The organism is Streptomyces sp. NPDC048484, assembly GCF_040651415.1.
GTDB lineage: Bacteria > Actinomycetota > Actinomycetes > Streptomycetales > Streptomycetaceae > Streptomyces.
The window spans coordinates 88,632-110,174 of sequence record NZ_JBEZJY010000030.1; the positions used below are offsets into that span (position 1 = coordinate 88,632).

Below are 21,543 nucleotides of genomic sequence, written 5' to 3' on the forward strand. Positions count from 1 at the left end.
CGCGGGACCGGTCTGTTGACGCGCGGGCACGCGGACACGCGGACGTGACACAGGCACTCAGCCACTCAGGCACTCAGCCCTTGAGGAAGTCCTCGCGGGCGAGGACGCCGGTGTCCGGGTTGTCGGTGAAGACGCCGTCCATCCCGGTCGCGAAGTACGTCCTGAAGGCGCCGAAGGCGTCACCGTAGCCGTCGGGGTCGGTGCCCTTGCGGAAGTTCGCGGGCAGGAAGGGGTTCTCGTTGCGCATCGTGTACGGGTGCAGGATCAGGCCCTCGGCGTGCGCGTCCCGGACCAGGGTGGTCGGCGTGGTGAGGTTGCCGCTCGCGTCCTTCGGGATGACCAGGTCCAGGGTCGGCCCGATGCCCTGCGCGTACGAGGCGATCCACCGCAGGCCGGCGGGCTTCACCAGGTCGGCGACCGTACGCGGGTCGCCGGTCTCCTCGAAGTCCCAGGGGCGGGTGTTGGCGGCGCCCAGGAGCACCACGAGCGGGTTGTCCACCAGCTTGTTCAGGCGCTGGACGCTGGTCGGCTCGAAGGACTGGAGGATGACGGGCGAGTTCTTCTTGTCCAGGCCGTGCCTGCGCAGCACCTTGGTGACCCGCTCCTCCAGGCCGAGACCCAGCTTGCGGAAGTAGGTGGGGTGCTTGAGCTCGGGGTAGATCCAGACCTGCCTGCCGCGCTTCCTGCTCTGTTCGTCGCGCCAGCGCAGCACCTCCTCGAAGGTGGGGATCTCCCAGCGGCCGTCGTAGAGCGTGTTGTGCGGGCGGTTGGCCGGTATGCGCTCCTTCGCACGGAGGGTCTTCAGCTCGGCGAGCGTGAAGTCCTCGGTGAACCAGCCGGTGGTGGAGACCCCGTCGAGGAGCTTGGTGGTCCTGCGGTCCGCGAACTCAGGGTGCGCGGAGACGTCCGTCGTGCCGCCGATCTCGGGCTCGTGACGGCACACGAGGTGGCCGTCCTTGGTCGGCACCAGGTCGCCCGCCTCGACGACGTGCGCGCCCATGTCGAGGGCCAGCTGGTACGAGCCGAGCGTGTGCTCCGGGCGGTAGCCGCTGGCTCCCCGGTGCCCGATGATCGTCGGCTTGGGCAGGCTCTTGTAGCCGCCGCCTCCGTGCTTGTCGTCCGCTCTCGCCGTGGCCGGCAGTCCGAGGACCGCTCCGCCGGCGCCGAGCACCGCGGCGCCGAGCAGCGCGCGCCGTCCCGGGCTGATCCCGTTCAGACCCTCGTTGGTCCCCTGCGTGCCGTGCGTGCCGTGCGTGCCCTGCCTGCTCATGAGCGCTCCTCCGCATACTGCCCTGTCCCTGTCAAAGCGGGACTGATCGTAGGTGCGGTCCGGTGACGGGTGGGAGACCTTGGACGGAACACGTGGGTGACGGTGGGTGTCCTGCGGGGTGGGCGGGTCGGCGGGTCGGCGGGTGAGTTCTCGCCCCCGCCGCCCCTACCCGTCCCGTACCTGGGGGCTGCCGCCCCCCAGACCCCCGCAATCGCGCTGAACGCGCTCGTCCTCAAACGCCGGACGGGCTGAAGGGCCCAAGAGGGCTAACCCGTGCGGACTTCGTCACATCGTCTCGTGCGGATGACAGTCGTGTGACTGGGCGCCACCGCAGGTAAACAAGGGTCAACAGTGCGTATCCAGTCGGTGAACCCGATGTGCAAGACCCCGCCACCCGCGAGTATCGTCCTCACCTGCACAGACCTATAACCCAACCCCTTGACACCGGAGGGCCCGTTGTCCCGCTTCGCGCTCATCAAGGCAGTGCTCGGACCGATCATGCGCCTGATGTTCCGCCCACGGGTGGAGGGTGCGGAGCGCATCCCGGGCACGGGCCCGGTCATCCTCGCCGGCAACCATCTCACGTTCATCGACTCGATGATCATGCCGCTCTTCTGCAACCGCCAGGTCTTCTTCATCGGCAAGGACGAGTACGTCACCGGCAAGGGCGTCAAGGGACGCCTCATGGCCTGGTTCTTCACCGGCTGCGGCATGATCCCGGTCGACCGGGACGGCGGCCGGGGCGGAGTCGCGGCCCTGATGACCGGCCGCCGGGTGCTGGAGGAGGGCAAGGTCTTCAGCATCTACCCCGAGGGCACCCGCTCCCCCGACGGCCGGCTCTACCGCGGCCGCACCGGTATCGCCCGGCTGGCGCTGATGACCGGCGCGCCCGTGGTCCCGTTCGCCATCATCGGCACGGACAAGATCCAGCCCGGCGGCGCCGGCTTCCCCCGCCCGGGGCGGGTCACCGTCCGCTTCGGCGAGGCGATGGAGTTCTCGCGGTACGAGGGTATGGGCCGTGACCGGTATGTACTGCGGGCCGTGACGGACTCGGTGATGGCCGAGGTCATGCGGTTGTCGGGGCAGGAGTACGTGGACATGTACGCCACGAAGGCCAAGGCGGCGTAGCTTCGCTGCTTTTCTTCTTGTCGGGTGCGGGTGCGGGTTCGTTGCCGCTGAGCGCGCCCACCTGGCGGGGCCGCACATCGATGCGGCCCCGCGCCCCCTTGGAGGGATGTGACACAGGGGCTTACAGCTTCTGGCCCCTCAGCAGTACCCACGCTGCCGCCGACGCGGCCAGCAGGACCGCCGCGCCCAGGCCTGCCGCCAGGGCTATGCCGTCGACGAAGGCCGTCCGGGCCGCGTCGAGGAGCGGCTCGGCGTCGGGGAGGGTCGAGGAGGCCTCCACGGCTCCGCCGAGGGACTCGTGGGCCGCGTCGGCGACCTCGCGCGGCGTACCCGCGGGTGCCGTGAAGCCGGCGTAGACGCCGGTGACGATCGAGCCGAGCAGGGCGATGCCGAGGGCCGCCCCCAGCTCGTACGCCGTCTCGGAGACCGCGGACGCGGCGCCCGCCTGCTCCTTGGGCACGCTGGAGAGGATCACGTCGGCCGTCACGGTGAAGGAGAAGCCCGCACCGACGCCGACGACCAGCAGGGCCGCGCCGAGGAGCGGATAGCCGGTGGACTGGCTCAGCACGGTCAGTGCGCCGAGGGCCAGCCCGATCGCGGCGAGACCGCCCGCCACGACGGCACGCACCGAGTACCGCCGCGCGAACGTTCCGGCGATCAGACCGGCCACCATCGCGCCCACTGCCGCGGGCAGTTCGGCGAGCCCGGCCTCCAAGGGCCCGCGGCCCTGCACCAGTTGCAGATACTGCGAGAGGAAGAAGACCACTCCGGACAGGCCGAGGATGGTCAGCAGATCGGCGAGCACGGCTCCGGAGAAGCCACGGTTGCGGAACAGCCGCATGTTCAACAGCGGTACTGGGAGCGTCAGTTGGCGGCGTACGAAGCCGTACAGCGCGGCCGCGCCGAGCAGCGCCGCCGCACCCGCCGTCACGTTCGGGCCGTGCGAGGCGGCCTCCTTGATCCCGTACACGATGCCGACCATGCCTACGAGGGACAGCACGACGCTGATGAGGTCCCAGGGGCCGGGCTCGGGATCGCGGGACTCGGGCAGCAGCTTCACGCCGACCAGGACGAGGACCGCCATCACGGGCAGGTTGATCAGGAAGACCGAGCCCCACCAGAAGTGTTCGAGCAGGAAGCCGCCGACCACAGGGCCGACCGCGGTACCGGCCGAGGCGGTGGCGCCCCAGATGCCGATGGCGACGCTGCGTTCACGCGGGTCGTGGAAGAGGTTGCGGATCAGTGCGAGGGTGGCGGGCATCAGGGTGGCACCCGCGACACCGAGCAACGCCCGCGCCACGATCAGCAGTTCGGGCGTGCTCGCGTAGGCGTTGAGCACGGATATCAGCCCGAACGCGACCGAGCCCACGAGCAGCAGTTTCTTGCGGCCGAGGCGGTCGCCGAGGCTGCCCATGGAGACGAGCAGACCGGCGATGACGAACGAGTAGACGTCACCGATCCACAGGAGCTGCGTGCCGGAAGGCTTCAGGTCCTCGCTGATGTAGGGGGTCGCGAGGCCGAGGACGGTCGCGTCGACGGCCACCAGCAGCACGGCGAGGACGAGGACGGCGAGGGCGAGCCAGCGGCCCGGCCGCTTCTCCGCCTCCGCCACGGACTCCGGCCGCACAGCGCTGGTCATGATGCGTCTCTCCGTAGTGCGCCGCCGAGCAACAGCTCGACGATCATGTACTGGAAGTCCTTGGCCGCCACCCGGCCCTCGCTCACGGCCCAGGCCCCCGAGGCGAAGAGCCCGTAGAGGGCCTCGGTGAGCCAGGCCGGGGTCAGGTCGATACGGAACTCGCCGCCCTCCTGGCCGCGCCGGAACAGCGCGGCGATCCGGGCGTCGATCCTGGCCCAGCCCGCGTTCTGCTCCTCGCCCTCGAACAGCTGGTTCTCGCTGTAGAGGAAGGCGAGCAGTCCGGCGGCGCTCTCGAACTCGCGCACCAGGCGGCGTACGGCCTCCTGGGCGGTGCCGTCATCCAGCCGTGCCGCGTCCAGTGCGGCCTCGCACTCCTGGATGCAGAGTTCTTCGAGGGCCCTCACGAGGACGTCGCGTCCGGCGAACTGGCGGTGCAGTGTCGCCCGGCTGATCCCGGCCGCCCTGGCGACCTCGTCCATGGTGACGGTGGATTTCCGCACCAGCAGGGCGGCGGCGCTGCGCAGCACGTGTTCACGATCTACAGCCATGAGACAAATATAGCCCAGATGAGACACTGCCGTCTCACCAGAGGCGCGTGACGCTCACGGAAGGCGGGTCACGCCATGCAGTCCCGGAGATCCCGAGGGGGGTCCGGGATCAGTGCCAGGGCAGCTGCCCGCGCCGCTCCCAGTACGCCCCCGGCTCCTCTGCCAGCGTGTCGAGCCGGGCCACCTGTTCGTCGTCGAGGTCGACCACCGCGGCGTGCAGGTTGGACGCGAGCTGGTTGGTGGTGGCCGCGCCGGACAGGGCGACGCCTGCCCAGGGCCGGCGCAGGACGAAGGCGAGGGCGATCGCGTCGGCGCCGAGACCCGCTTCGTCGGCGACGGCGCGCACGGCGGCCGGCGCGTGGGGGCCGGCGAGACGGCCGTTGGCCATGCCCTCCTTGACGATCACGGTGAGCCCGGCTTCGTACGCCTCGGCGAGCGCGGGCCCGGCAGAGGTGTCGAGGACGTTGTACGTGGCCTGGACGGTCCGGAAGAGGGGCTCCGAGCCGACGGTCACGGCGAGCGCGGCACGGATCGCCTCGGCCTGGGCGGGTCCGCTGGTGGAGAAGCCGACCGTCATGCCCCGAGCTGCCGCCTCGGCCAGTTCGGCGTGCAGTTCCTTGTCGGAGAGGGCCGGGCTCTCGGGAGTCACCGAGTGGATCTGGTAGAGGTCGAGTCGGTCGCCGAGCAGTTCGGCGGTCTCGGCGCGCTGCCTCTCGTACGTCGCGAGGCCGTGGTCCTTGACCTCGTGCGCCTCGGCGTCGGTGCGCCAGTCGGCCGTATAGGTGTAGCCCCACTTGCTGCCCACGACGATGTCGTCGATGCCGGGCCGTGCCTTCAGCCAGTCGGCCAGGAACTCCTCCGAGCGGCCGTACGAGCGGGCGGCGTCGAAGTAGCGCACGCCCTGGGCGTAGGCGGCGTCAAGGAGTTCGTGGGTACGGGTGCGCAGGGCGTCGACACTGCGGTCCTCTCCGAGGTCGTCGTCCCGGCCGAGGTTGATGTAACCGGGGCGGCCGACCGCGGCGAGACCGAGTCCGAGGTGACAGGTGGGGGTCGTTGCTGAGGCCAGTCGGGCGAAGGGCATCGCGGGCTCCGTTGGTCGGCTGCGGTTCGGCTCCGCCCAACGTATCCCGCTGTCCGCCGACGCGGGTGGGCCGCCCTGGCCTCCGGCCCATGCGGGTTGCCCGAGCTCCGGGCGTAAGGCGCGGCGCCCGAGCTCGGGGTGTAAGGCGCGGCGGCGACTGCGGGTGCTCGGTGGCTGAGCGCGCAGTTCCCCGCGCCCCTGAAAGGCGGGGCTGCGCCCCGGGCTTCAGGGCGCGGGGGAACCGCGCGAGCAACCACGGCGCGCCTGCAGCATGCAACCGGCCCGCCCCGCCCTCCCCCGTACTCCATGCAGCGGCGCAGCCCTACCGCTTGGCCGTGGCCCATGCATGCTGGGCCGCCACGTCCGACTTCACCTCGGCGAGCTGCACGGCGACCGCGCTGGGTGCCGTACCGCCTCGTGCGTGACGGGACGCGAGCGCGCCCGGCACGTTCAGGACGGACCGCACCTCGGGCGTGAGGTGGGCGGAGATCTTCGCGAACTGCTCGTCGGTGAGCCCGTCGAGCTCGATGCCGTCGGCCTCGGCGGCCTTCACGCACTCACCCGCGACCTCGTGCGCGACCCGGAACGGCACGCCCTGCCTGACCAGCCACTCGGCGATGTCGGTGGCGAGCGAGAACCCGGCCGGGGCCAGCTCCTCCATACGCTCGCGGTTGACCGTGAGGGTGGCCATCATCCCGGTGAAGGCCGGCAGCAGGACCTCCAGCTGGTCACAGGAGTCGAAGACCGGCTCCTTGTCCTCCTGGAGGTCACGGTTGTAGGCGAGGGGCAGCGCCTTGAGCGTCGCCATCAGGCCGGTGAGATTGCCGATCAGCCGTCCGCTCTTGCCGCGCGCCAGCTCGGCGATGTCCGGGTTCTTCTTCTGCGGCATGATCGACGAGCCGGTGGAGAAGGCGTCGTGGAGGGTGACGAAGGAGAACTCCTTCGTGTTCCAGATGATGATCTCCTCGGCGATCCGGGAGAGGTTGACACCGATCATCGCGGTGATGAACGCGAACTCGGCCGCGAAGTCACGCGAGGCCGTGCCGTCGATGGAGTTGCCGACACTGCCGCGCTCGAAGCCGAGGTCCTTGGCGACCGACTCCGGGTCGAGGCCGAGGCTGCTGCCCGCGAGCGCGCCCGAACCGTACGGCGACACGGCCGTCCGGTCGTCCCACTGCCGCAGTCGCTCGGCGTCCCGGGAGAGGGACTGCGCGTGGGCCAGCACATGGTGGGCGAACAGCACGGGCTGGGCGTGCTGGAGGTGGGTACGGCCAGGCATCGCGACGTCCGGGTGCGCCTCGGCCAGGCCGATCAGCGCGTCCTGCAGCTCGGCGATCAGGCCGCCGAGGATCCTGGCGTGGTCGCGCAGGTACATCCGGAAGAGCGTGGCCACCTGGTCGTTGCGCGAGCGGCCCGCGCGCAGCTTGCCGCCGAGGTCCGGGCCGAGCTGTGCCAGGAGCCCGCGCTCCAGGGCGGTGTGGACGTCCTCGTCGGCGATGGTGCCGACGAAGGAGCCGTCCGCGACCTCGGCCTCCAGCCGGTCGAGCCCCGCGAGCATGCGCTCCAGCTCGTCGTCGTCGAGGAGGTGCGCCTTGTGCAGCACGCGCGCGTGGGCACGCGAACCGGCGATGTCGTAAGGCGCCAGCCGCCAGTCGAAGTGGACGGACGCGGACAGCTTCGCCAGGGCCTCTGCGGGACCGTCGGCGAACCTGCCGCCCCAGAGCCGTACATCACCGCTGTTGCTGCTCACTAGCTGTGCTCCTCAAAACCGTTGATGTACAACCGCGCCCCCGTTCAGGAGCGCGTCCGCAGCACATCCGCTGACATGCATGAGTATGCAGAGTGCTGCATGATTCGTCAATTTGCCAGGTGCTGCGAAGTAAGTTCCGGTGCCCATTGAACGCGAGAAACCGCTTTCCCGTACTCCACCGCGAACGTCGGCGCCGTGTCTGTAAACCCACTCCTGACCCAAGCGAGGCATCCCCATGTCCAGGGCCCTTCCGAAGTACAACAAGCGCCGCGTGGCGATCATCGGCGGCGCTGCCGCGGTGGCGCTGTCCGGAGCGGTGATCGCAGGTTCCGCCCTCGCCGGGGAGACGTCCGGCAGAAACAACGGCCAGGCCACCACAAAGGCCGCATCGCCCGGCACGATCAGCTGCCCCGCGGTGGAGGGCAGCCTGCCCGAGATCCCCGCTTCGGCGCAGGCCGAGGTCACCGAAAACCTCGCCCAGCTCGACACCCAGATCGCCGAGGCCAACAAGCGACTCGTCGACACCGTCGGCCAGGGCGGAGCCAACTTCGTCCAGAACGCCATCCTCGGCCCCCTGGAGGACAAGCGCGTCGCCGCACTCAACCGCATCGAGACCGCCATCGGCCGCGCCGCCGACAAGCCCGAAGGCCTCGAAGAACTCGCAGCCTGCACGCTCGACGCCGGTGGGGCGGCCGAAGCGGGCGACGAGGCCGGGGCCGAGCCGACCGAGGCGGCCACGGAGGAGGCCGGCGGTAACGCGGGCGACGCCGGGGACACCGGAGACGGAGCGGACGCGGGCAACGCAGGAGCCGCCGGCACGATCAGCTGCCCCGATGTCGAGCCGAGCCTGCCCGAGATCCCCGCTTCGGCGCAGGCCGAGGTCACCGAAAACCTCGCCCAGCTCGACACCCAGATCGCCGAGGCCAACAAGCGACTCGTCGACACCGTCGGCCAGGGCGGAGCCAACTTCGTCCAGAACGCCATCCTCGGCCCCCTGGAGGACAAGCGCGTCGCCGCACTCAACCGCATCGAGACCGCCATCGGCCGCGCCGCCGACAAGCCCGAAGGCCTCGAAGAACTCGCAGCCTGCGCGTTGAACCAGTAACCCATTTCCCCCCACGGGCGCCCCGCACGGCGGCCGGGGCGAACTCCGGGACCCGGGGGCCACTCGGCCCGCGGGTCCCGGAGTTCTTCTGTGCCAACGGACCCCACCTGCGCCAACGGACCCAACCGGACCAACCGGATCCAAAAAAGATCCCCGGTGACTCCCGGTGAGCCCCGGTGCCCCCGGGAGACCCCCGGGAACCCCAAGAGCGCAAATCCTTAGACAGGCGAAAGACTTGCGCCCATAATCGTTGACCATGGGAAAGAGTTACGAACGTATAGACGGCCGCCTGCGTACGTTCATCGAGGCGCAGCCCCTCTTCTTCACCGCGACCGCACCCCTGTCGGGCGACGGCACGATCAATCTCTCGCCCAAGGGACTGACCGGTTCGTTCGCGGTCCTCGACGACCTCACCGTCGCCTACCTGGACTTCGCCGGCAGCAACGCCGAGACGATCGCGCATCTGCGGGAGAACGGCCGGATCACCCTGATGTGGTGCGCCTTCCAGGGTCCCCCGAACATCGTCCGCGTCCATGGCCGGGGCGAGCCGGTCTTCCGCGACGACCCGCGCTTCGGCGAACTCCTCACTCACTTCCCCGACCTCGACCCGGCCCCGCACGGGCTGCGGGCGATCATCGTGGTGACAGCCGAACTCATCCGCGACACCTGCGGTTACGCGGTGCCCTTCATGTCGTACGACGAGGACCGCGACCTGCACGCCAAGCGCTTCGCGCGCGAGGACGACGTCTCGCTGAACGCGTACTTCGAGAAGAAGGAGCATGTGGAGACCAGCCTGGACGGCCTGCCCGGGCTGCCGCTGCCCCTGCCGCCCAGTACCGTCTGAGCATGCGCCCCGGAGTCGCCGTCCTCGCGTCCGTGTCACTCCTCCTCCTGGCCGCCGGCCCGGCTCCGTGCGGCCGGCCCCCGCTGCCCGAGCGGATGGCCGACACGGGCGGCGGCAGCCGGCTCATCACCGCGCAAGCCTCCCGGACCTCCTCGACGACCGGCACGGTCACCTGGTGGAGCCGTCACGGCGGACACTGGGTGAAGGCCGGTTCCGCGCCCGCGCGCTTCGGCGCCAAGGGGCTCGCCGAAGGCGGCTCCCGCAGACAGAGCACCAACACCACCCCCACCGGCCTGTACGACCTGCCGTACGCCTTCGGCATCCAGGCGGCGCCCAAGGGGACGACCACTCCCTACCGCCGGGTGAGGCAGACCTCCTGGTGGTGCCAGGACAACGTCTCCCGCTCCTACAACCGGTGGACCGATCCCCGCCCGGCCGACTGCCGCGCCACCGAGTCCGAGCACCTGATCTCGTACGGGACGCAGTACGCGCACGCGCTCGTCATCGGCTTCAACTACGAGCGGCCGGTACGGGGACGGGGCGCGGGGATCTTCCTGCACGTCAACGGGGCTGGGGCGACAGCCGGTTGTGTGTCCGTGCCGCTGGACGCGATGCGGCGCATCCTGGACTGGGCCGAGCCCGGCCGGGATCCGCACATCGCCATCGGGACGGACAGCGGGCCGACCTCGATCACCCGCTACTGATCCGCACTACTGATCCGCACTGATCCGCTGTCGACCCTCTTCCGCTATCGCCGGGGGTCTCCGCGCCGTCTCCGGGTTACCGCGGGTCGCAGCAGTTCACGGCTCGTCCGGCGGCCCGTTGAACACACCGCCGCCCCGGGACGTACCAGTGGGCCGAGGGGTCACTCCCCTTCCCAGCGTCCCCCACGGAGGAACCGTGAGCACGATCGCCGGTGGTCGCGCCGCGCGGCGCCAGACGATGCGCCGTATCCGCCCTCGCCGCTCCCCCGCCATCGCGTTGCTGATCGCCGTGTGGGCGGGTGCGGCCGGAGTCGTCTGGCTGTGGTGGAGCAACACGCCGTCCATCGCGGACGACAAGGGCCGGATCCTGAACGCGGGCCGGATCACCGGTCTGCTCGCCGGGTATCTGATGGCTCTCGTGGTCCTGCAGATGGCCCGGGTACCCGCGCTGGAACGCCAGGTCGGAACGGACCGGGTCGCCCGCTGGCACGCCATGAGCGGCCGCTACGTGCTCTGTCTCGTCCTGGCCCACATCGGACTGACGATGTACGGCTACGCCCTCCAGGCGAACACGGGGGTCGTCCAGCAGACCATCGACTCGGTCAAGACCCTGCCCGACATGGGCAAGGCGGCGATCGGCACGGGCCTGCTGCTGTTCATCGGCCTGATCTCGGTGGGCGGGCTGCGCAAGAGGATCCCGTACGACACCTGGTACCACATCCACCTGCTCACCTACGTGTCCGTGTATCTGTCCTTCTGGCACCAGCTGTCCACCGGCAACGACTTCGCCGTCGAGCCCGCCGCGACGACGGCCTGGTACGCGCTGTACGGGACGGTCACCGCGCTGGTGCTCTGGTACCGGGTGATCACGCCGGTCCGGCTGAACCTGCGCCACCGGATGCAGGTCGAGGAGGTCGTCGAGGAGGCGCCCGGCATCGTCTCCGTGCTGATCAGCGGGAAGCGGCTGCACCGTATCGGTGCCGAGCCGGGGCAGTTCTTCCGCTGGCGGTTCATGGCGCCGGGCATGCGGCTCAGCTCGCACCCGTACTCGCTGTCGGCCGCACCGCGCCCCGGTCTGCTGCGGATCACCGTCAAGGCGCTGGGCGACCACAGCACCGCGCTGACGGGCCTGAAGCGGGGCACGCGGGTGTGGGCCGAGGGCCCCTACGGGGCGATGACCGCTTCCCGGCGCAGCCGCGGCAAGGTGCTGCTGATGGCCGGCGGCGTGGGCATCACCCCGATGCGGGCGCTGTTCGAGACGCTGCCGGCGGAGCGTGGCGACCTCACGCTGCTGTACCGGGCCAACAGCACACAGGACCTGGCGCTGTGGGACGAGTTGTCGGCGATCGCCGACGAGCGCGGTGCCCGGCTGATGTACGCCGTGAACAGCCCTGACGGGGAGCGCCCCGACATCAACTCGGAGACGCTGCGCCAGAAACTGCCCGACATCGACGAGCACGACGTGTTCCTGTGCGGGCCGCCCGGCTTCGCCGAGGGCGCGTACACCGCACTGCGCGGCGCCGGCGTGCCCGCCCGCCGCATCCACCACGAGTCCTTCGAACTCTGAGGAACGGGAGTCCGGACCCATGAAGAAGAGTCATCCCATGCGCCGCATCGTGCTGGCAGGCGCCGCCACGGTGTCCGGGATCGTCCTGCTGCTGTCGCTGAAGCCCGCGTCGGACCCGGCGGCGGCGTCCGCCGACGGCGCGCCACAGGGGCAGCAGTCGGCCGCCCCGCAGGGGTCCGGGGGCGCGCAGGCCGCCGCCGGCGCTCAGTCCCAGATGCTCACCGGTGACGTCGTCAAGACCGACTACGGCAACGTCCAGGTACGGATCACTGTGGCAGGCGGGAAGATCACCTCGGCCGCCGCCCTGCAGTCGCCGACCGGCGGACGCAGCACCACGGTCAGTACCGACGCGGTGCCCAAACTGAACAAGGCCGCGGTCACGGCCGGAACCGCCGACATCGACGCCGTCTCCGGCGCCACCTACACCAGCGGCGGCTACAAGAAGTCCCTCCAGTCGGCCCTCGACAAGGCGGGCGCGACCGGCGGCGGCTCGGCCGACGCCGGCGGCACGGGTGGCACGGGTGGCGGCAGCGGTTCGGGCGACGCGAGCGGATCGGGGGCCGGTGCGGGTGCGGCCCAGGCGAAGACCGTCACCGGCAAGGCCGTCACGACCGACTACGGGCCCGTGCAGGTACGGGTCACCGTGAGCGGCGGGAAGATCACCAAGGCCGAGGCGGTGCAGATGCCCAAGGGCGGTCGCAGCGACCAGATCAGCGGTGACTCGGTGCCGAAGCTGAACGCGGCCGCGGTCGCGGCGGGCAACGCCGACATCGACGCCGTCTCCGGCGCCACCTACACGAGCGGCGGTTACAAGGAGTCCCTGCAGTCGGCCCTGGACCAGGCCGGTGGCTGAACCCACCGAGCCCGTTGAACCCGTCGAATCAGTCGAATCAGTCGAACCAGCTGATTCGACCGATTCGACTGATTCAGCTGAATCCGCCGAGGCGCCCGTGGCGGTGCGGCACGCGGAGGAGGTGATGGGGACGGTCTTCTCCTTCGACGTACGGGGCGGCGAACCCGAGGCCGTACAGGCCGCGTTGGCGGAGGCTGTCGCCCAACTCCACGTGGCGGACCAGGTGTTCAGCACCTATCGCGAGGACAGCCAGATCTCCCGGCTGGCGCGTGGCCGGCTGACCGTGGACGAGTGCGACGCGGAGGTCGCCGAGGTCCTCGAACTGTGCGCCGAGGCCGAGCGGTTGAGCAACGGCTGGTTCAGTACGACGTACGCGGGTGCCATCGACCCGACCGGCATCGTGAAGGGCTGGTCCGTCGAACGCGCGGCCCTGCGGCTCGTCGAGGCCGGGGCGACCGGCGTGAGTGTGAACGGCGGCGGCGACGTGCAGATGTACGGCGTGCCGGGGCCGCACCGGCCCTGGCGGGTCGGCGTGTCCGACCCGCTGCGCCCGGGCGGTCTGGCTGCCGTGGTCTCCGCGGCCGGCGTCGACCAGCTGGCCGTGGCCACCTCCGGCACCGGCGAGCGCGGCAGGCACATCGTGGATCCGAGCACGGGCCACTCCGCCGTCACCGACCTGGTCGCGGTGACCGTCGTCGGCCCCCGGATCACCTGGGCGGACGCCTGGGCGACGGCGGCCTTCGCGATGGGATCCCGGCAGGCCCTCGACTGGCTGGAGTCCCTCCCGGGCATCGAGGCCCTGCTCATCACGGCGGGCGACGAGGTCAGATGCACGGGGGGTCTGGCCGGCCGGCTGGGCTGACGTGCCTCCGCGGGGTCTTGTTATTTCGGGTGCGCGACCAGCCACGACGGCCCCGCACCCGAAAACGAACTCCCGCACACCACCTCAGTGGTGACTCTGCTCAGTGGTGACTCTGCGCCAACTGCAGCAAGTGGTCCGCCAGCGCCTGCCCACCGGTCGGATCACGGCTGATCAACATCAACGTGTCGTCCCCGGCGATCGTCCCGAGAATGTCCTGCAACTCGGCCTGGTCGATCGCCGAGGCAAGAAACTGCGCCGCCCCCGGAGGGGTCCGCAGGACCACGAGGTTGGCGGACGCCTCCGCGGAGATCAGCAGCTCCGAGGACAGTCTCCGCATCCGCTCCTCCTTCGCCGACTCCCCCAGCGGAACACGAGGCGTGCGGAATCCCCCCTCGCTCGGCACCGCGTAGATCAGGTCGCCGTCGTTGTTGCGGATCTTCACCGCGTTCAGCTCGTCCAGGTCCCGGGAGAGCGTCGCCTGCGTGACGTTCAGCCCGTCGTCGGCGAGCAGTTTCGCCAACTGGCTCTGGGAGCGCACCGGCTGCCGGTTGAGGATGTCCACGATCCGGCGGTGGCGTGCGGTGCGGGTCTGCGGGACAGCGGGCCCCGCGTGGTCGTGATCCTGCGCCTGACTCATCGTCGTCTCATTCTCCGGTCATGCTCCGGTTCGTCCGTCCGTCCCATTGGTCACCGCGTCGAGAACCCCGGGGAGCGCCCGGAGGAACGTGTCCACCTCGTCCTCGCCGATGTTCAGGGGCGGCATCAGCCGTATGACATCGGGGGCGGGCGCGTTCACCAGGAAGCCGGCGTCCTGAGCCGCCTGTTGCACGCGGGGCGCGAGCGGCTCGGTGAGCACGATACCCAGGAGGAGGCCCACGCCCCGGACATGGTCGATCAGCGAGTGGCCGAGCGACTCGATTCCATTCCGGATTTTCTCGCCGGACCGCTTCACGTTCTCCAGCAGCCCTTCGCTCCCGATCGTGTCGAGGACGGCGAGTCCCGCGGCGCAGGCGACCGGGTTGCCGCCGAACGTGGTGCCGTGGTGACCGGGCTGCAGGAACTGGGCGGCGCGCCCGAAGGCGACGGTCGCGCCGAGCGGCAGGCCGCCGCCGAGCCCCTTGGCCAGCGTGACGATGTCCGGCAGGACACCCTCGTGCGCCTGGTACTCGAACCAGTGTCCGGTCCGGCCGACCCCGGTCTGCACCTCGTCCAGGACGAGGAGGCTGCCGGTGGCGGCGGTGATGGCACGGGCCGCCTTCAGATAGCCGACGGGCGGCACGACCACGCCGTTCTCGCCCTGGACCGGCTCGATGACGACCAGCGCGGTGTCCTCGGTGACGGCGGCGGCCAGCGCCTGCGGGTCCCCGTACGGTACGTGGGTGACGTCGCCCGGCAGCGGCAGGAACGGTTCGCGTTTGCCCGGCTGGCCGGTGAGCGCGAGGGCGCCCATGGTCCGGCCGTGGAAGCCGCCGTCGGTCGCCACCATGTGCGTGCGGCCGGTCAGCCGGCCGATCTTGAAGGCGCCCTCGACGGCCTCGGCCCCCGAGTTGCAGAAGTAGACGCGGCCGTCCCGCCCGAAGAGCTGGAGGAGCCGTTCGGCGAGCGCGACGGGCGGCTCGGCGACGAAGAGGTTGGAGACATGACCGAGGGACGCGATCTGCTTGCTCACGGCCTCGACGATCGCCGGGTGGGCGTGGCCGAGCGCGTTCACCGCGATCCCGCCGACGAAGTCCAGGTACTCCGTGCCGTCGGCGTCCCAGAGCCTGGTGCCGGCGCCGCGGACGAGGGGCAGCCGCGGGGTGCCGTAGTTGTCCATGAGCGCGCCCTGCCAGCGCTGGGTGAGCTCTTCGTTCGCGGTCAGCTCTTCGTTGGCGGTCAGCTCTTTGTTGGCGGTCATGCGTCCCCCTCCGCATCGGGCACGACCATCGTGCCGATGCCCTCGTCGGTGAAGATCTCCAGCAGGATCGAGTGCTGGACCCGCCCGTCGATGACGCGGGCGGTGTTCACGCCGTTTCGTACGGCGTGCAGACAGCCCTTCATCTTCGGCACCATGCCGCTGGCCAGCTCGGGCAGCAGCTTCTCCAACTGCTTCGCGGTGAGCCGGCTGATGACCTCGTCGGAGTTGGGCCAGTCCTCGTAGAGGCCCTCGACGTCGGTGAGGACCATCAGTGTCTCGGCGCCCAGCGCCGCAGCGAGTGCCGCAGCCGCCGTATCAGCATTGACGTTGTAGACATGTCCGTCGTCCTGGCTACGGGCGATCGACGAGACGACCGGGATCCGGCCGTCGGCGAGCAGTGCCTCGATCGCACCCGTGTCGATCGCGGTGATCTCGCCCACCCGCCCGATGTCGACCAACTCCCCGTCGATCTCGGGCTGGTGCTTGGTGGCGGTGATGGTGTGCGCGTCCTCGCCGGTGAGTCCCACGGCGAGGGGGCCGTGCTGGTTGAGCAGCCCGACGAGTTCGCGCTGGACCTGCCCGGCGAGCACCATGCGTACGACGTCCATGGCGTCCTCGGTGGTGACCCTCAGGCCCGCCTTGAACTCGCTGACGATGCCGTGCCGGTCCAGGGCCGCGCTGATCTGCGGGCCGCCACCGTGCACGACCACGGGCTTGAGTCCGGCCTGGCGCAGGAACACGACGTCCTGCGCGAACGCGGCCTTCAGGTCCTCGTCGATCATGGCGTTGCCGCCGAACTTGATGACGACCGTCTTGCCGTTGTGCCGGGTTAGCCAGGGCAGCGCCTCGATGAGGATCTGAGCCTTGGGCAGTGCGGTGTGTTTACGCGTGGTGCTCTGGGCGCTCTGGCTGCTCTTGGTACTCATGACGCGTAGGCGCTGTTCTCGTGGACGTAGTCCGCGGTGAGGTCGTTGGTCCAGATGGTGGCTGACTCGTCGCCCGCGGCGAGGTCGGCGACGATGTGGACCTCCCGGTAGCGCATGTCGACCTTGTCGCGGTCCTCGCCGACGGAGCCGTTCTTGCAGACCCAGATGCCGTTGATCGCGACGTTCAACTGATCGGGCTCGAAGGCGGCGGACGTCGTGCCGATGGCGGAGAGCACACGGCCCCAGTTGGGATCTTCGCCGTGGATCGCGCACTTGAGGAGGTTGTTGCGGGCGATGGAGCGGCCCACCTCGACGGCGTCGTCCTCGCTCGCCGCGTTCACCACCTCGATCCTGATGTCCTTGCCCGCGCCCTCGGCGTCCCGGATCAGCTGCTGTCCGAGGTCGTCGCAGACGGCCCGTACGGCCTCGGCGAACTCCGCGTACTCCGGAGTGGTCTCCGAGGCGCCGGAGGCGAGCAGCAGCACGGTGTCGTTCGTCGACATGCACCCGTCGGAGTCGACCCGGTCGAAGGTGACCTTCGTGGCCGCCCGCAGCGCCCTGTCCAGTACGTCGCTGTCGACGTCGGCGTCCGTGGTGAGGACGACCAGCATCGTGGCGAGACCGGGGGCGAGCATGCCCGCGCCCTTGGCCATGCCGCCGACGGTCCAGCCGTTCCCCTGCGCGACCGACGTCTTGTGGACGGTGTCGGTGGTCTTGATGGCGATGGCGGCCTTCTCGCCGCCGTGCGGGCTGAGCTGGGCGACGGCCTTGTCGACGCCCCGGCGCAGCTTGTCCATCGGCAGGAGGATGCCGATGAGGCCCGTGGAACAGACGGCGATCATGCCCGCGCTGTGACCGCCCGTGTCATCCAGCCCGGCGCTGTTGAGGGAGTCGGCCGTCTTTTCCGCGGTGGCGTGGGTGTCCTGGAAGCCCTTGGGCCCCGTACAGGCGTTGGCACCACCGGAGTTGAGGACGACGGCGGTCAGCTCGCCGCTTTTGAGGACCTGCTCGGACCACAGCACCGGCGCGGCCTTGACGCGGTTGGAGGTGAAGACGCCCGCGGCGGCGCGGCGGGGCCCGTTGTTGACCACGAGGGCCAGGTCCGGGTTGCCGTTCTCCTTGATCCCGGCGGCGATGCCCGCCGCCGTGAACCCCTTGGCTGCCGTGACACTCACGGTGCGACTCCGATCGTGGAAAGCCCGGTGGTCTCGTCGAGTCCGAGGGCGATGTTCATGCTCTGTACGGCACCGCCCGCGGTGCCCTTGGTGAGGTTGTCGATGGCGCTGATCACGATGATGCGCCCGGCCGCCTCGTCGTACGCGACCTGCACCTGAACGGCGTTGGAACCGTAGACGGACGCGGTCGCCGGCCACTGCCCCTCGGGCAGCAGGCGCACGAACGGCTCGTCGGCGTAGGCCTTCTCGTAGGCGGCCCGCACGGTCTCCGCGGTGATGCCGGGCCTGGCCTTGGCGCTGCAGGTGGCGAGGATGCCGCGGGGCATCGGGGCGAGGGTCGGGGTGAAGGAAACGGTGACGGGCCCGCCCGCGGCCGCTCCGAGGTTCTGGATCATCTCGGGGGTGTGCCGGTGGACACCGCCGACCCCGTACGGGGACATGGACCCCATGACCTCGCTGCCGAGCAGATGCGCCTTGGCCGCCTTGCCCGCGCCGGACGTGCCGGACGCGGCGACGACGACGGCCTCGTTCTCCGCCAGGCCGGCCGTATAGGCGGGGACGAGTGCCAGCGTGACGGCCGTCGGATAGCAACCAGGCACCGCGATGCGCTTGGCCCCCTCCAGCGCGGCGCGCGCTCCCGGCAGCTCGGGGAGGCCGTAGGGCCAGGTCCCGGCGTGCGCCGAGTCGTAGAACTTCTCCCAGTCGGCCGCGTCCTTCAGCCGGAAGTCGGCGCCCATGTCGACGACCAGGACCTCCGGGCCGAGCTGCTCCGCGACGGCGGCGGACTGCCCGTGGGGCAGAGCCAGGAAGACGACGTCGTGTCCCGCGAGGACCTCGGTCGTGGTCTCCTGGAGTACGCGGTCGGCCAGCGGCAGCAGGTGCGGCTGCAGCGCACCGAGCCGCGCTCCCGCGTTGGAGTTGCCGGCCAGGGCGCCGATCTCGATCTCGGGGTGCACCAGAAGCAGACGCAGCAGCTCCCCGCCCGCGTACCCACTCGCTCCGGCCACTGCCGCACGTACCGCCATGGAACCCTCCTCTTGGATGGCATGACTATACGTTTCGCCGCACGTTTATGCAATCCAGAAGATCCGGGTACGCCGGAGCGGGTGAGACCGAGCGTCCTCGACACGGTTCCCGGCGGGCCCGCGCGGCTTGGGGTACTGGGCTGATGCACCCCGCGCCCCCACGCCCCCGCACTCCGAGCCCCGGGCCCCCGCACCCCACGTACCCTCTTCCCCGTGTCAGCCTCAGCCCTGCATCGCGTCGCCGTCCTCGTGCTCGAAGGTGCGAAGCCTCTCGATGTCGGTATTCCCGCGCAGGTGTTCACGACTCGCGCGAGCATGCCGTACGAGGTGCGGGTGTGCGGCGCGGCGCCCGGCCTCGTGACAGGCGGCGACGGACTGTCGTACTACGTCGCCCACGGCATCGAGGCACTTGAATGGGCTGACATCGTCTTCGTCCCCGGCTACCGGCACCCGGACCGTGACGATCCACCCCGTGCTGTCGTCGACGCGCTGATCGCCGCCCACCACCGGGGCGCGCGGCTCGCCGCGATCTCGACGGGTGCCTTCGCGCTCGCTGCCACGGGCCTGCTCGACGGCAAGCGCGCCACGACGCACTGGCACTACACGCGGGCACTCGCAGCGAAGCGTCCGCTCGTTCAGGTCGACGCGAACGTTCTGTTCGTCGACGAGGGCAGCGTGCTGACGTCGGCCGGCGCCGCCTCGGGCATCGACCTGTGCCTGCACGTTCTGCGCGGCGACCTGGGGGTGTCCGCGTCGAACCACGCGGCGCGGCGCCTGGTGGCGGCCCCCTACCGCAGCGGCGGTCAGGCGCAGTACGTGCCGCGCAGCGTGCCCGAGACACTCGACGAGCGGTTCGCCGCCACCCGGGAGTGGGCGCTGCACCGGCTCGGCGAGCCCCTCACCCTTGAAGCGCTCGCCCGGCATGCGGCGGTGTCGCCGCGCACGTTCTCGCGGCGCTTCGTCGAGGACACGGGGTACACGCCGATGCAGTGGGTCATGCGCGCCCGCATCGACGTGGCCCGTGAGCTGCTGGAGCGTTCGCAGCGGGGCATCGAGCAGATCGCCGCGGATGTCGGTCTCGGCACCGGGGCGAATCTGCGGCTGCACTTCCAGCGCATCCTCGACACCACGCCGAGCGAATACCGGCGCACCTTCGCCCAGGGGCAGTAGCCCGTCACCACCACATGGCGCGATCCTTGCGGACCGTGGCAATCACGCCACTGTCACCGGCGGACGCGGCGCGAGAACCTGATGGCGAACCCGAAGGGACACCACTCATGACTCGCATCGCCATCAACGGATTCGGCCGCATCGGACGCAATGTGCTGCGCGCGCTGCTCGAACGCGACAGCGACCTGGAGGTCGTCGCCGTCAACGACCTCACGGAGCCCGCCTCCCTCGCGCGGCTGCTCGCCTTCGACACGACGGCGGGCCGGCTCGGCCGCCCGGTGACCGTCGACGGGGACGCCCTCGTCGTCGACGGTCGTCGCATCACCGTGCTCGCCGAGCGCGAGCCGGCGCAGCTGCCGTGGGCCGAGCTCGGCGTCGACATCGTGCTGGAGGCAACCGGCCGCTTCACGTCGGCCAAGGCCGCCCGCGCCCACATCGACGCGGGCGCGAAGAGGGTACTCATCAGCGCGCCGGCGGACGGCGCCGATGTCACACTCGCGTTCGGGGTCAACACCGACGCGTACGACCCGGCCGCGCACACGATCGTCTCGAACGCCTCGTGCACGACCAACGCACTCGCGCCGCTGGCCGCGGTGCTCGACGGTCTTGCCGGCATCGAGCACGCCTTCATGACGACGGTGCACGCCTACACGCAGGAGCAGAACCTGCAGGACGGCCCCCACCGCGACGCCCGCCGCGCCCGCGCGGCCGCCGAGAACATCGTCCCGACCACGACAGGCGCCGCCAAGGCGATCGGCCTCGTACTGCCGAACCTCGACGGCAAGCTGTCGGGCGACTCGATCCGCGTGCCGGTTCCGGTGGGATCGCTCGTCGAACTCAATACGACCGTCGCTCGCGACGTGACACGCGAGGACGTCCTGGCGGCGTACCGCGCCGCGGCGCAGGGGCCGCTCGCGGGCGTACTCGAGTATTCGGACGACCCGCTCGTGTCGTCCGACATCACGGGCAACCCGGCCTCGTCGATCTTCGACTCGGCTCTCACCCGCGTCGACGGCCGCCACATCAAGGTGGTCGCCTGGTACGACAACGAGTGGGGCTTCTCGAACCGCGTGATCGATACGCTCGAACTCCTCGCCGTCAACTGACCGGGGCGCCGGGGCGGCCCGCCTGCCCAGGCCACGCTGCCCATGACATCGACCCCGTTTGACCTTGACACGGTGACAAGGACTTCACTGCCGGCCAGGGAGGTGGTCCCGATGACCATGACAAGCCAGGACACGGGCACGGGCACGGGCACGGGCATAGGCATAGGCATAGGCATAGGCATAGGCACGGATGCGGATGCGGATGCGGTACGAGCCCTCCAGGGCCTGGAGGACGGTCGTTCGTCCGTGCGACTGCGGGCTGCTCTGGCGGCCGGCACGACGCCTGACCCGCGCTTCGTCGCCAAGCTCATCGAGCGATGCGCGACCGAGCCCGAGTTCCTCGTCCGCGACATGCTGACCTGGGCGCTCACCCGCCACCCGGCGACCATGACGCTCCCCGCGCTGGCCGGCGAAGTCCGCTCGGAGCATGCGCAGGCACGGAGCCAGGCGCTGCACACGCTGTCCAAGATCGGGAACCGGCAGGCGTGGCCGGCGATCACGGAGGCGCTGTTGTCCGACGGCGACGACGAGGTGGCGCGGAGCGCCTGGCGGGCCGCGGTCGTGCTCGTACCGGAAGGCGGGGAGTCCGCCCTGGCCGCGGTGCTGGCAACACAGCTCGGGCGCGGTGAGCGGGAGACTCAGCTGAGTCTCAGCCGGGCACTGGTCGCACTGGGCGACGTGACTGCGCCGGCTCTGCGTGCCGCGGCGACGGCCCCTGACGCGCGCGAGCACGTACGGGCGCACGCGCTCGCCACACAACGGCTGCTGCGCGAGCCGGACGCCGGATTCGAGTTCGCGATCGAGGAGGCCAAGCGCGTCGTGGCCCTCGGCGGTCCGGCCGAGAGGGACGACAGGACGGGTTGAGGACGCCCCGAGGACGCACTGAGGACGGT

General features: G+C 70.5%; 20 protein-coding genes. 10 read left to right on the forward strand and 10 right to left on the reverse strand.

Going from position 1 to position 21,543, the window contains the following annotated elements; all coding sequences use genetic code 11:
- Positions 1 to 73: 73 nt before the first annotated feature.
- Positions 74 to 1,270 (reverse strand): glycerophosphodiester phosphodiesterase, encoded by a 1,197-nt coding sequence (locus tag AB0D14_RS28340; protein WP_362784413.1) that lies wholly within the window; start codon positions 1,268 to 1,270, stop codon positions 74 to 76.
- A 438-nt stretch (positions 1,271 to 1,708) separates the two neighbouring features.
- Here AB0D14_RS28340 and AB0D14_RS28345 point away from each other — a divergent pair, with 438 nt between their 5' ends.
- Positions 1,709 to 2,398 carry a lysophospholipid acyltransferase family protein gene (locus AB0D14_RS28345; RefSeq protein ID WP_362784415.1) on the forward strand — a complete coding sequence of 230 codons (690 nt, stop codon included), beginning with the start codon at positions 1,709 to 1,711 and terminating at the stop codon, positions 2,396 to 2,398.
- A gap of 121 nt (positions 2,399 to 2,519) precedes the next feature.
- Here AB0D14_RS28345 and AB0D14_RS28350 read toward each other — a convergent pair whose 3' ends face one another.
- The 4 genes from AB0D14_RS28350 to argH form a co-directional block, all read right to left on the reverse strand.
- A complete protein-coding gene (locus tag AB0D14_RS28350) occupies positions 2,520 to 4,037 on the reverse strand; it encodes an MFS transporter (RefSeq protein WP_362784417.1) in 1,518 nt (505 codons plus the stop codon).
- Positions 4,034 to 4,585 carry a helix-turn-helix domain-containing protein gene (locus AB0D14_RS28355; protein WP_362784420.1) on the reverse strand — a complete coding sequence of 184 codons (552 nt, stop codon included), beginning with the start codon at positions 4,583 to 4,585 and terminating at the stop codon, positions 4,034 to 4,036. Before AB0D14_RS28355 ends, AB0D14_RS28350 begins: the two co-directional genes overlap by 4 nt.
- 109 nt (positions 4,586 to 4,694) lie before the next feature.
- Positions 4,695 to 5,666, reverse strand: a complete 972-nt coding sequence (locus tag AB0D14_RS28360) for an aldo/keto reductase (RefSeq protein WP_362784421.1) — start codon at positions 5,664 to 5,666, stop codon at positions 4,695 to 4,697.
- 322 nt (positions 5,667 to 5,988) lie between these two features.
- Positions 5,989 to 7,416, reverse strand: coding sequence for an argininosuccinate lyase (gene argH, locus AB0D14_RS28365; protein ID WP_362784423.1), 1,428 nt, complete (start codon positions 7,414 to 7,416; stop codon positions 5,989 to 5,991).
- Positions 7,417 to 7,651: 235 nt separating this feature from the next.
- Here argH and AB0D14_RS28370 point away from each other — a divergent pair, with 235 nt between their 5' ends.
- The 6 genes from AB0D14_RS28370 to AB0D14_RS28395 all read left to right on the forward strand — a co-directional run bounded on the left by AB0D14_RS28370 (position 7,652) and on the right by AB0D14_RS28395 (position 13,351).
- Positions 7,652 to 8,521 carry a hypothetical protein gene (locus AB0D14_RS28370; protein ID WP_362784426.1) on the forward strand — a complete coding sequence of 290 codons (870 nt, stop codon included), beginning with the start codon at positions 7,652 to 7,654 and terminating at the stop codon, positions 8,519 to 8,521.
- Positions 8,522 to 8,777: 256 nt separating this feature from the next.
- Positions 8,778 to 9,365: a pyridoxamine 5'-phosphate oxidase family protein gene (locus AB0D14_RS28375; protein WP_362784429.1), complete on the forward strand. Its 588-nt coding sequence runs from the start codon at positions 8,778 to 8,780 to the stop codon at positions 9,363 to 9,365.
- Positions 9,366 to 9,367: 2 nt separating this feature from the next.
- Positions 9,368 to 10,069 (forward strand): L,D-transpeptidase family protein, encoded by a 702-nt coding sequence (locus AB0D14_RS28380; RefSeq protein ID WP_362784432.1) that lies wholly within the window; start codon positions 9,368 to 9,370, stop codon positions 10,067 to 10,069.
- A 238-nt stretch (positions 10,070 to 10,307) separates the two neighbouring features.
- A complete protein-coding gene (locus AB0D14_RS28385; protein ID WP_362784523.1) occupies positions 10,308 to 11,636 on the forward strand; it encodes a ferredoxin reductase family protein in 1,329 nt (442 codons plus the stop codon).
- A gap of 19 nt (positions 11,637 to 11,655) precedes the next feature.
- Entirely contained in the window at positions 11,656 to 12,489 is an 834-nt protein-coding gene (locus AB0D14_RS28390; protein WP_362784435.1) for an FMN-binding protein, read from the forward strand.
- 124 nt (positions 12,490 to 12,613) lie between these two features.
- Complete coding sequence (locus tag AB0D14_RS28395; RefSeq protein ID WP_362784438.1) at positions 12,614 to 13,351, forward strand: FAD:protein FMN transferase; 738 nt, start codon at positions 12,614 to 12,616, stop codon at positions 13,349 to 13,351.
- A 100-nt stretch (positions 13,352 to 13,451) separates the two neighbouring features.
- Here the strand turns inward: AB0D14_RS28395 and AB0D14_RS28400 are convergent, their stop codons facing one another.
- The 5 genes from AB0D14_RS28400 to argC are packed head-to-tail and all read right to left on the reverse strand — an operon-like array spanning position 13,452 to position 18,374.
- Positions 13,452 to 13,988, reverse strand: coding sequence for an arginine repressor (locus tag AB0D14_RS28400; protein ID WP_362784441.1), 537 nt, complete (start codon positions 13,986 to 13,988; stop codon positions 13,452 to 13,454).
- An 18-nt stretch (positions 13,989 to 14,006) separates the two neighbouring features.
- Positions 14,007 to 15,248 (reverse strand): acetylornithine transaminase, encoded by a 1,242-nt coding sequence (locus AB0D14_RS28405; RefSeq protein ID WP_362784444.1) that lies wholly within the window; start codon positions 15,246 to 15,248, stop codon positions 14,007 to 14,009.
- Positions 15,245 to 16,174: an acetylglutamate kinase gene (gene argB, locus AB0D14_RS28410; RefSeq protein ID WP_362784447.1), complete on the reverse strand. Its 930-nt coding sequence runs from the start codon at positions 16,172 to 16,174 to the stop codon at positions 15,245 to 15,247. The genes AB0D14_RS28405 and argB overlap by 4 nt, the downstream gene beginning before the upstream one ends.
- Positions 16,171 to 17,349 carry a bifunctional glutamate N-acetyltransferase/amino-acid acetyltransferase ArgJ gene (argJ, locus tag AB0D14_RS28415; protein ID WP_362784450.1) on the reverse strand — a complete coding sequence of 393 codons (1,179 nt, stop codon included), beginning with the start codon at positions 17,347 to 17,349 and terminating at the stop codon, positions 16,171 to 16,173. The genes argB and argJ overlap by 4 nt, the downstream gene beginning before the upstream one ends.
- Positions 17,346 to 18,374: an N-acetyl-gamma-glutamyl-phosphate reductase gene (gene argC / locus AB0D14_RS28420; protein ID WP_362784453.1), complete on the reverse strand. Its 1,029-nt coding sequence runs from the start codon at positions 18,372 to 18,374 to the stop codon at positions 17,346 to 17,348. The genes argJ and argC overlap by 4 nt, the downstream gene beginning before the upstream one ends.
- A 213-nt stretch (positions 18,375 to 18,587) precedes the next feature.
- Here argC and AB0D14_RS28425 point away from each other — a divergent pair, with 213 nt between their 5' ends.
- The 3 genes from AB0D14_RS28425 (at position 18,588) to AB0D14_RS28435 (ending at position 21,514) form a co-directional block, all read left to right on the forward strand.
- Positions 18,588 to 19,544 carry a helix-turn-helix domain-containing protein gene (locus tag AB0D14_RS28425; protein WP_362784456.1) on the forward strand — a complete coding sequence of 319 codons (957 nt, stop codon included), beginning with the start codon at positions 18,588 to 18,590 and terminating at the stop codon, positions 19,542 to 19,544.
- A 107-nt stretch (positions 19,545 to 19,651) separates the two neighbouring features.
- Positions 19,652 to 20,650: a type I glyceraldehyde-3-phosphate dehydrogenase gene (gene gap / locus AB0D14_RS28430; protein WP_362784458.1), complete on the forward strand. Its 999-nt coding sequence runs from the start codon at positions 19,652 to 19,654 to the stop codon at positions 20,648 to 20,650.
- Positions 20,651 to 20,692: 42 nt separating this feature from the next.
- Positions 20,693 to 21,514, forward strand: coding sequence for a HEAT repeat domain-containing protein (locus AB0D14_RS28435; protein WP_362784461.1), 822 nt, complete (start codon positions 20,693 to 20,695; stop codon positions 21,512 to 21,514).
- Positions 21,515 to 21,543: the final 29 nt, after the last annotated feature.

Coding starts and splice junctions, on each gene's coding strand:
- AB0D14_RS28340 (WP_362784413.1), bottom strand. CDS start 1,270: ATGAGCAGGCAGGGCACGCACGGCACGCACGGCACGCAGGGGACCAAC.
- AB0D14_RS28350 (WP_362784417.1), bottom strand. CDS start 4,037: ATGACCAGCGCTGTGCGGCCGGAGTCCGTGGCGGAGGCGGAGAAGCGG.
- AB0D14_RS28355 (WP_362784420.1), bottom strand. CDS start 4,585: ATGGCTGTAGATCGTGAACACGTGCTGCGCAGCGCCGCCGCCCTGCTG.
- AB0D14_RS28360 (WP_362784421.1), bottom strand. CDS start 5,666: ATGCCCTTCGCCCGACTGGCCTCAGCAACGACCCCCACCTGTCACCTC.
- AB0D14_RS28370 (WP_362784426.1), top strand. CDS start 7,652: ATGTCCAGGGCCCTTCCGAAGTACAACAAGCGCCGCGTGGCGATCATC.
- AB0D14_RS28375 (WP_362784429.1), top strand. CDS start 8,778: ATGGGAAAGAGTTACGAACGTATAGACGGCCGCCTGCGTACGTTCATC.
- AB0D14_RS28380 (WP_362784432.1), top strand. CDS start 9,368: ATGCGCCCCGGAGTCGCCGTCCTCGCGTCCGTGTCACTCCTCCTCCTG.
- AB0D14_RS28385 (WP_362784523.1), top strand. CDS start 10,308: ATGCGCCGTATCCGCCCTCGCCGCTCCCCCGCCATCGCGTTGCTGATC.
- AB0D14_RS28390 (WP_362784435.1), top strand. CDS start 11,656: ATGAAGAAGAGTCATCCCATGCGCCGCATCGTGCTGGCAGGCGCCGCC.
- AB0D14_RS28395 (WP_362784438.1), top strand. CDS start 12,614: ATGGGGACGGTCTTCTCCTTCGACGTACGGGGCGGCGAACCCGAGGCC.
- AB0D14_RS28400 (WP_362784441.1), bottom strand. CDS start 13,988: ATGAGTCAGGCGCAGGATCACGACCACGCGGGGCCCGCTGTCCCGCAG.
- AB0D14_RS28405 (WP_362784444.1), bottom strand. CDS start 15,248: ATGACCGCCAACAAAGAGCTGACCGCCAACGAAGAGCTGACCGCGAAC.
- argB (WP_362784447.1), bottom strand. CDS start 16,174: ATGAGTACCAAGAGCAGCCAGAGCGCCCAGAGCACCACGCGTAAACAC.
- argC (WP_362784453.1), bottom strand. CDS start 18,374: ATGGCGGTACGTGCGGCAGTGGCCGGAGCGAGTGGGTACGCGGGCGGG.
- gap (WP_362784458.1), top strand. CDS start 19,652: ATGACTCGCATCGCCATCAACGGATTCGGCCGCATCGGACGCAATGTG.
- AB0D14_RS28435 (WP_362784461.1), top strand. CDS start 20,693: ATGACATCGACCCCGTTTGACCTTGACACGGTGACAAGGACTTCACTG.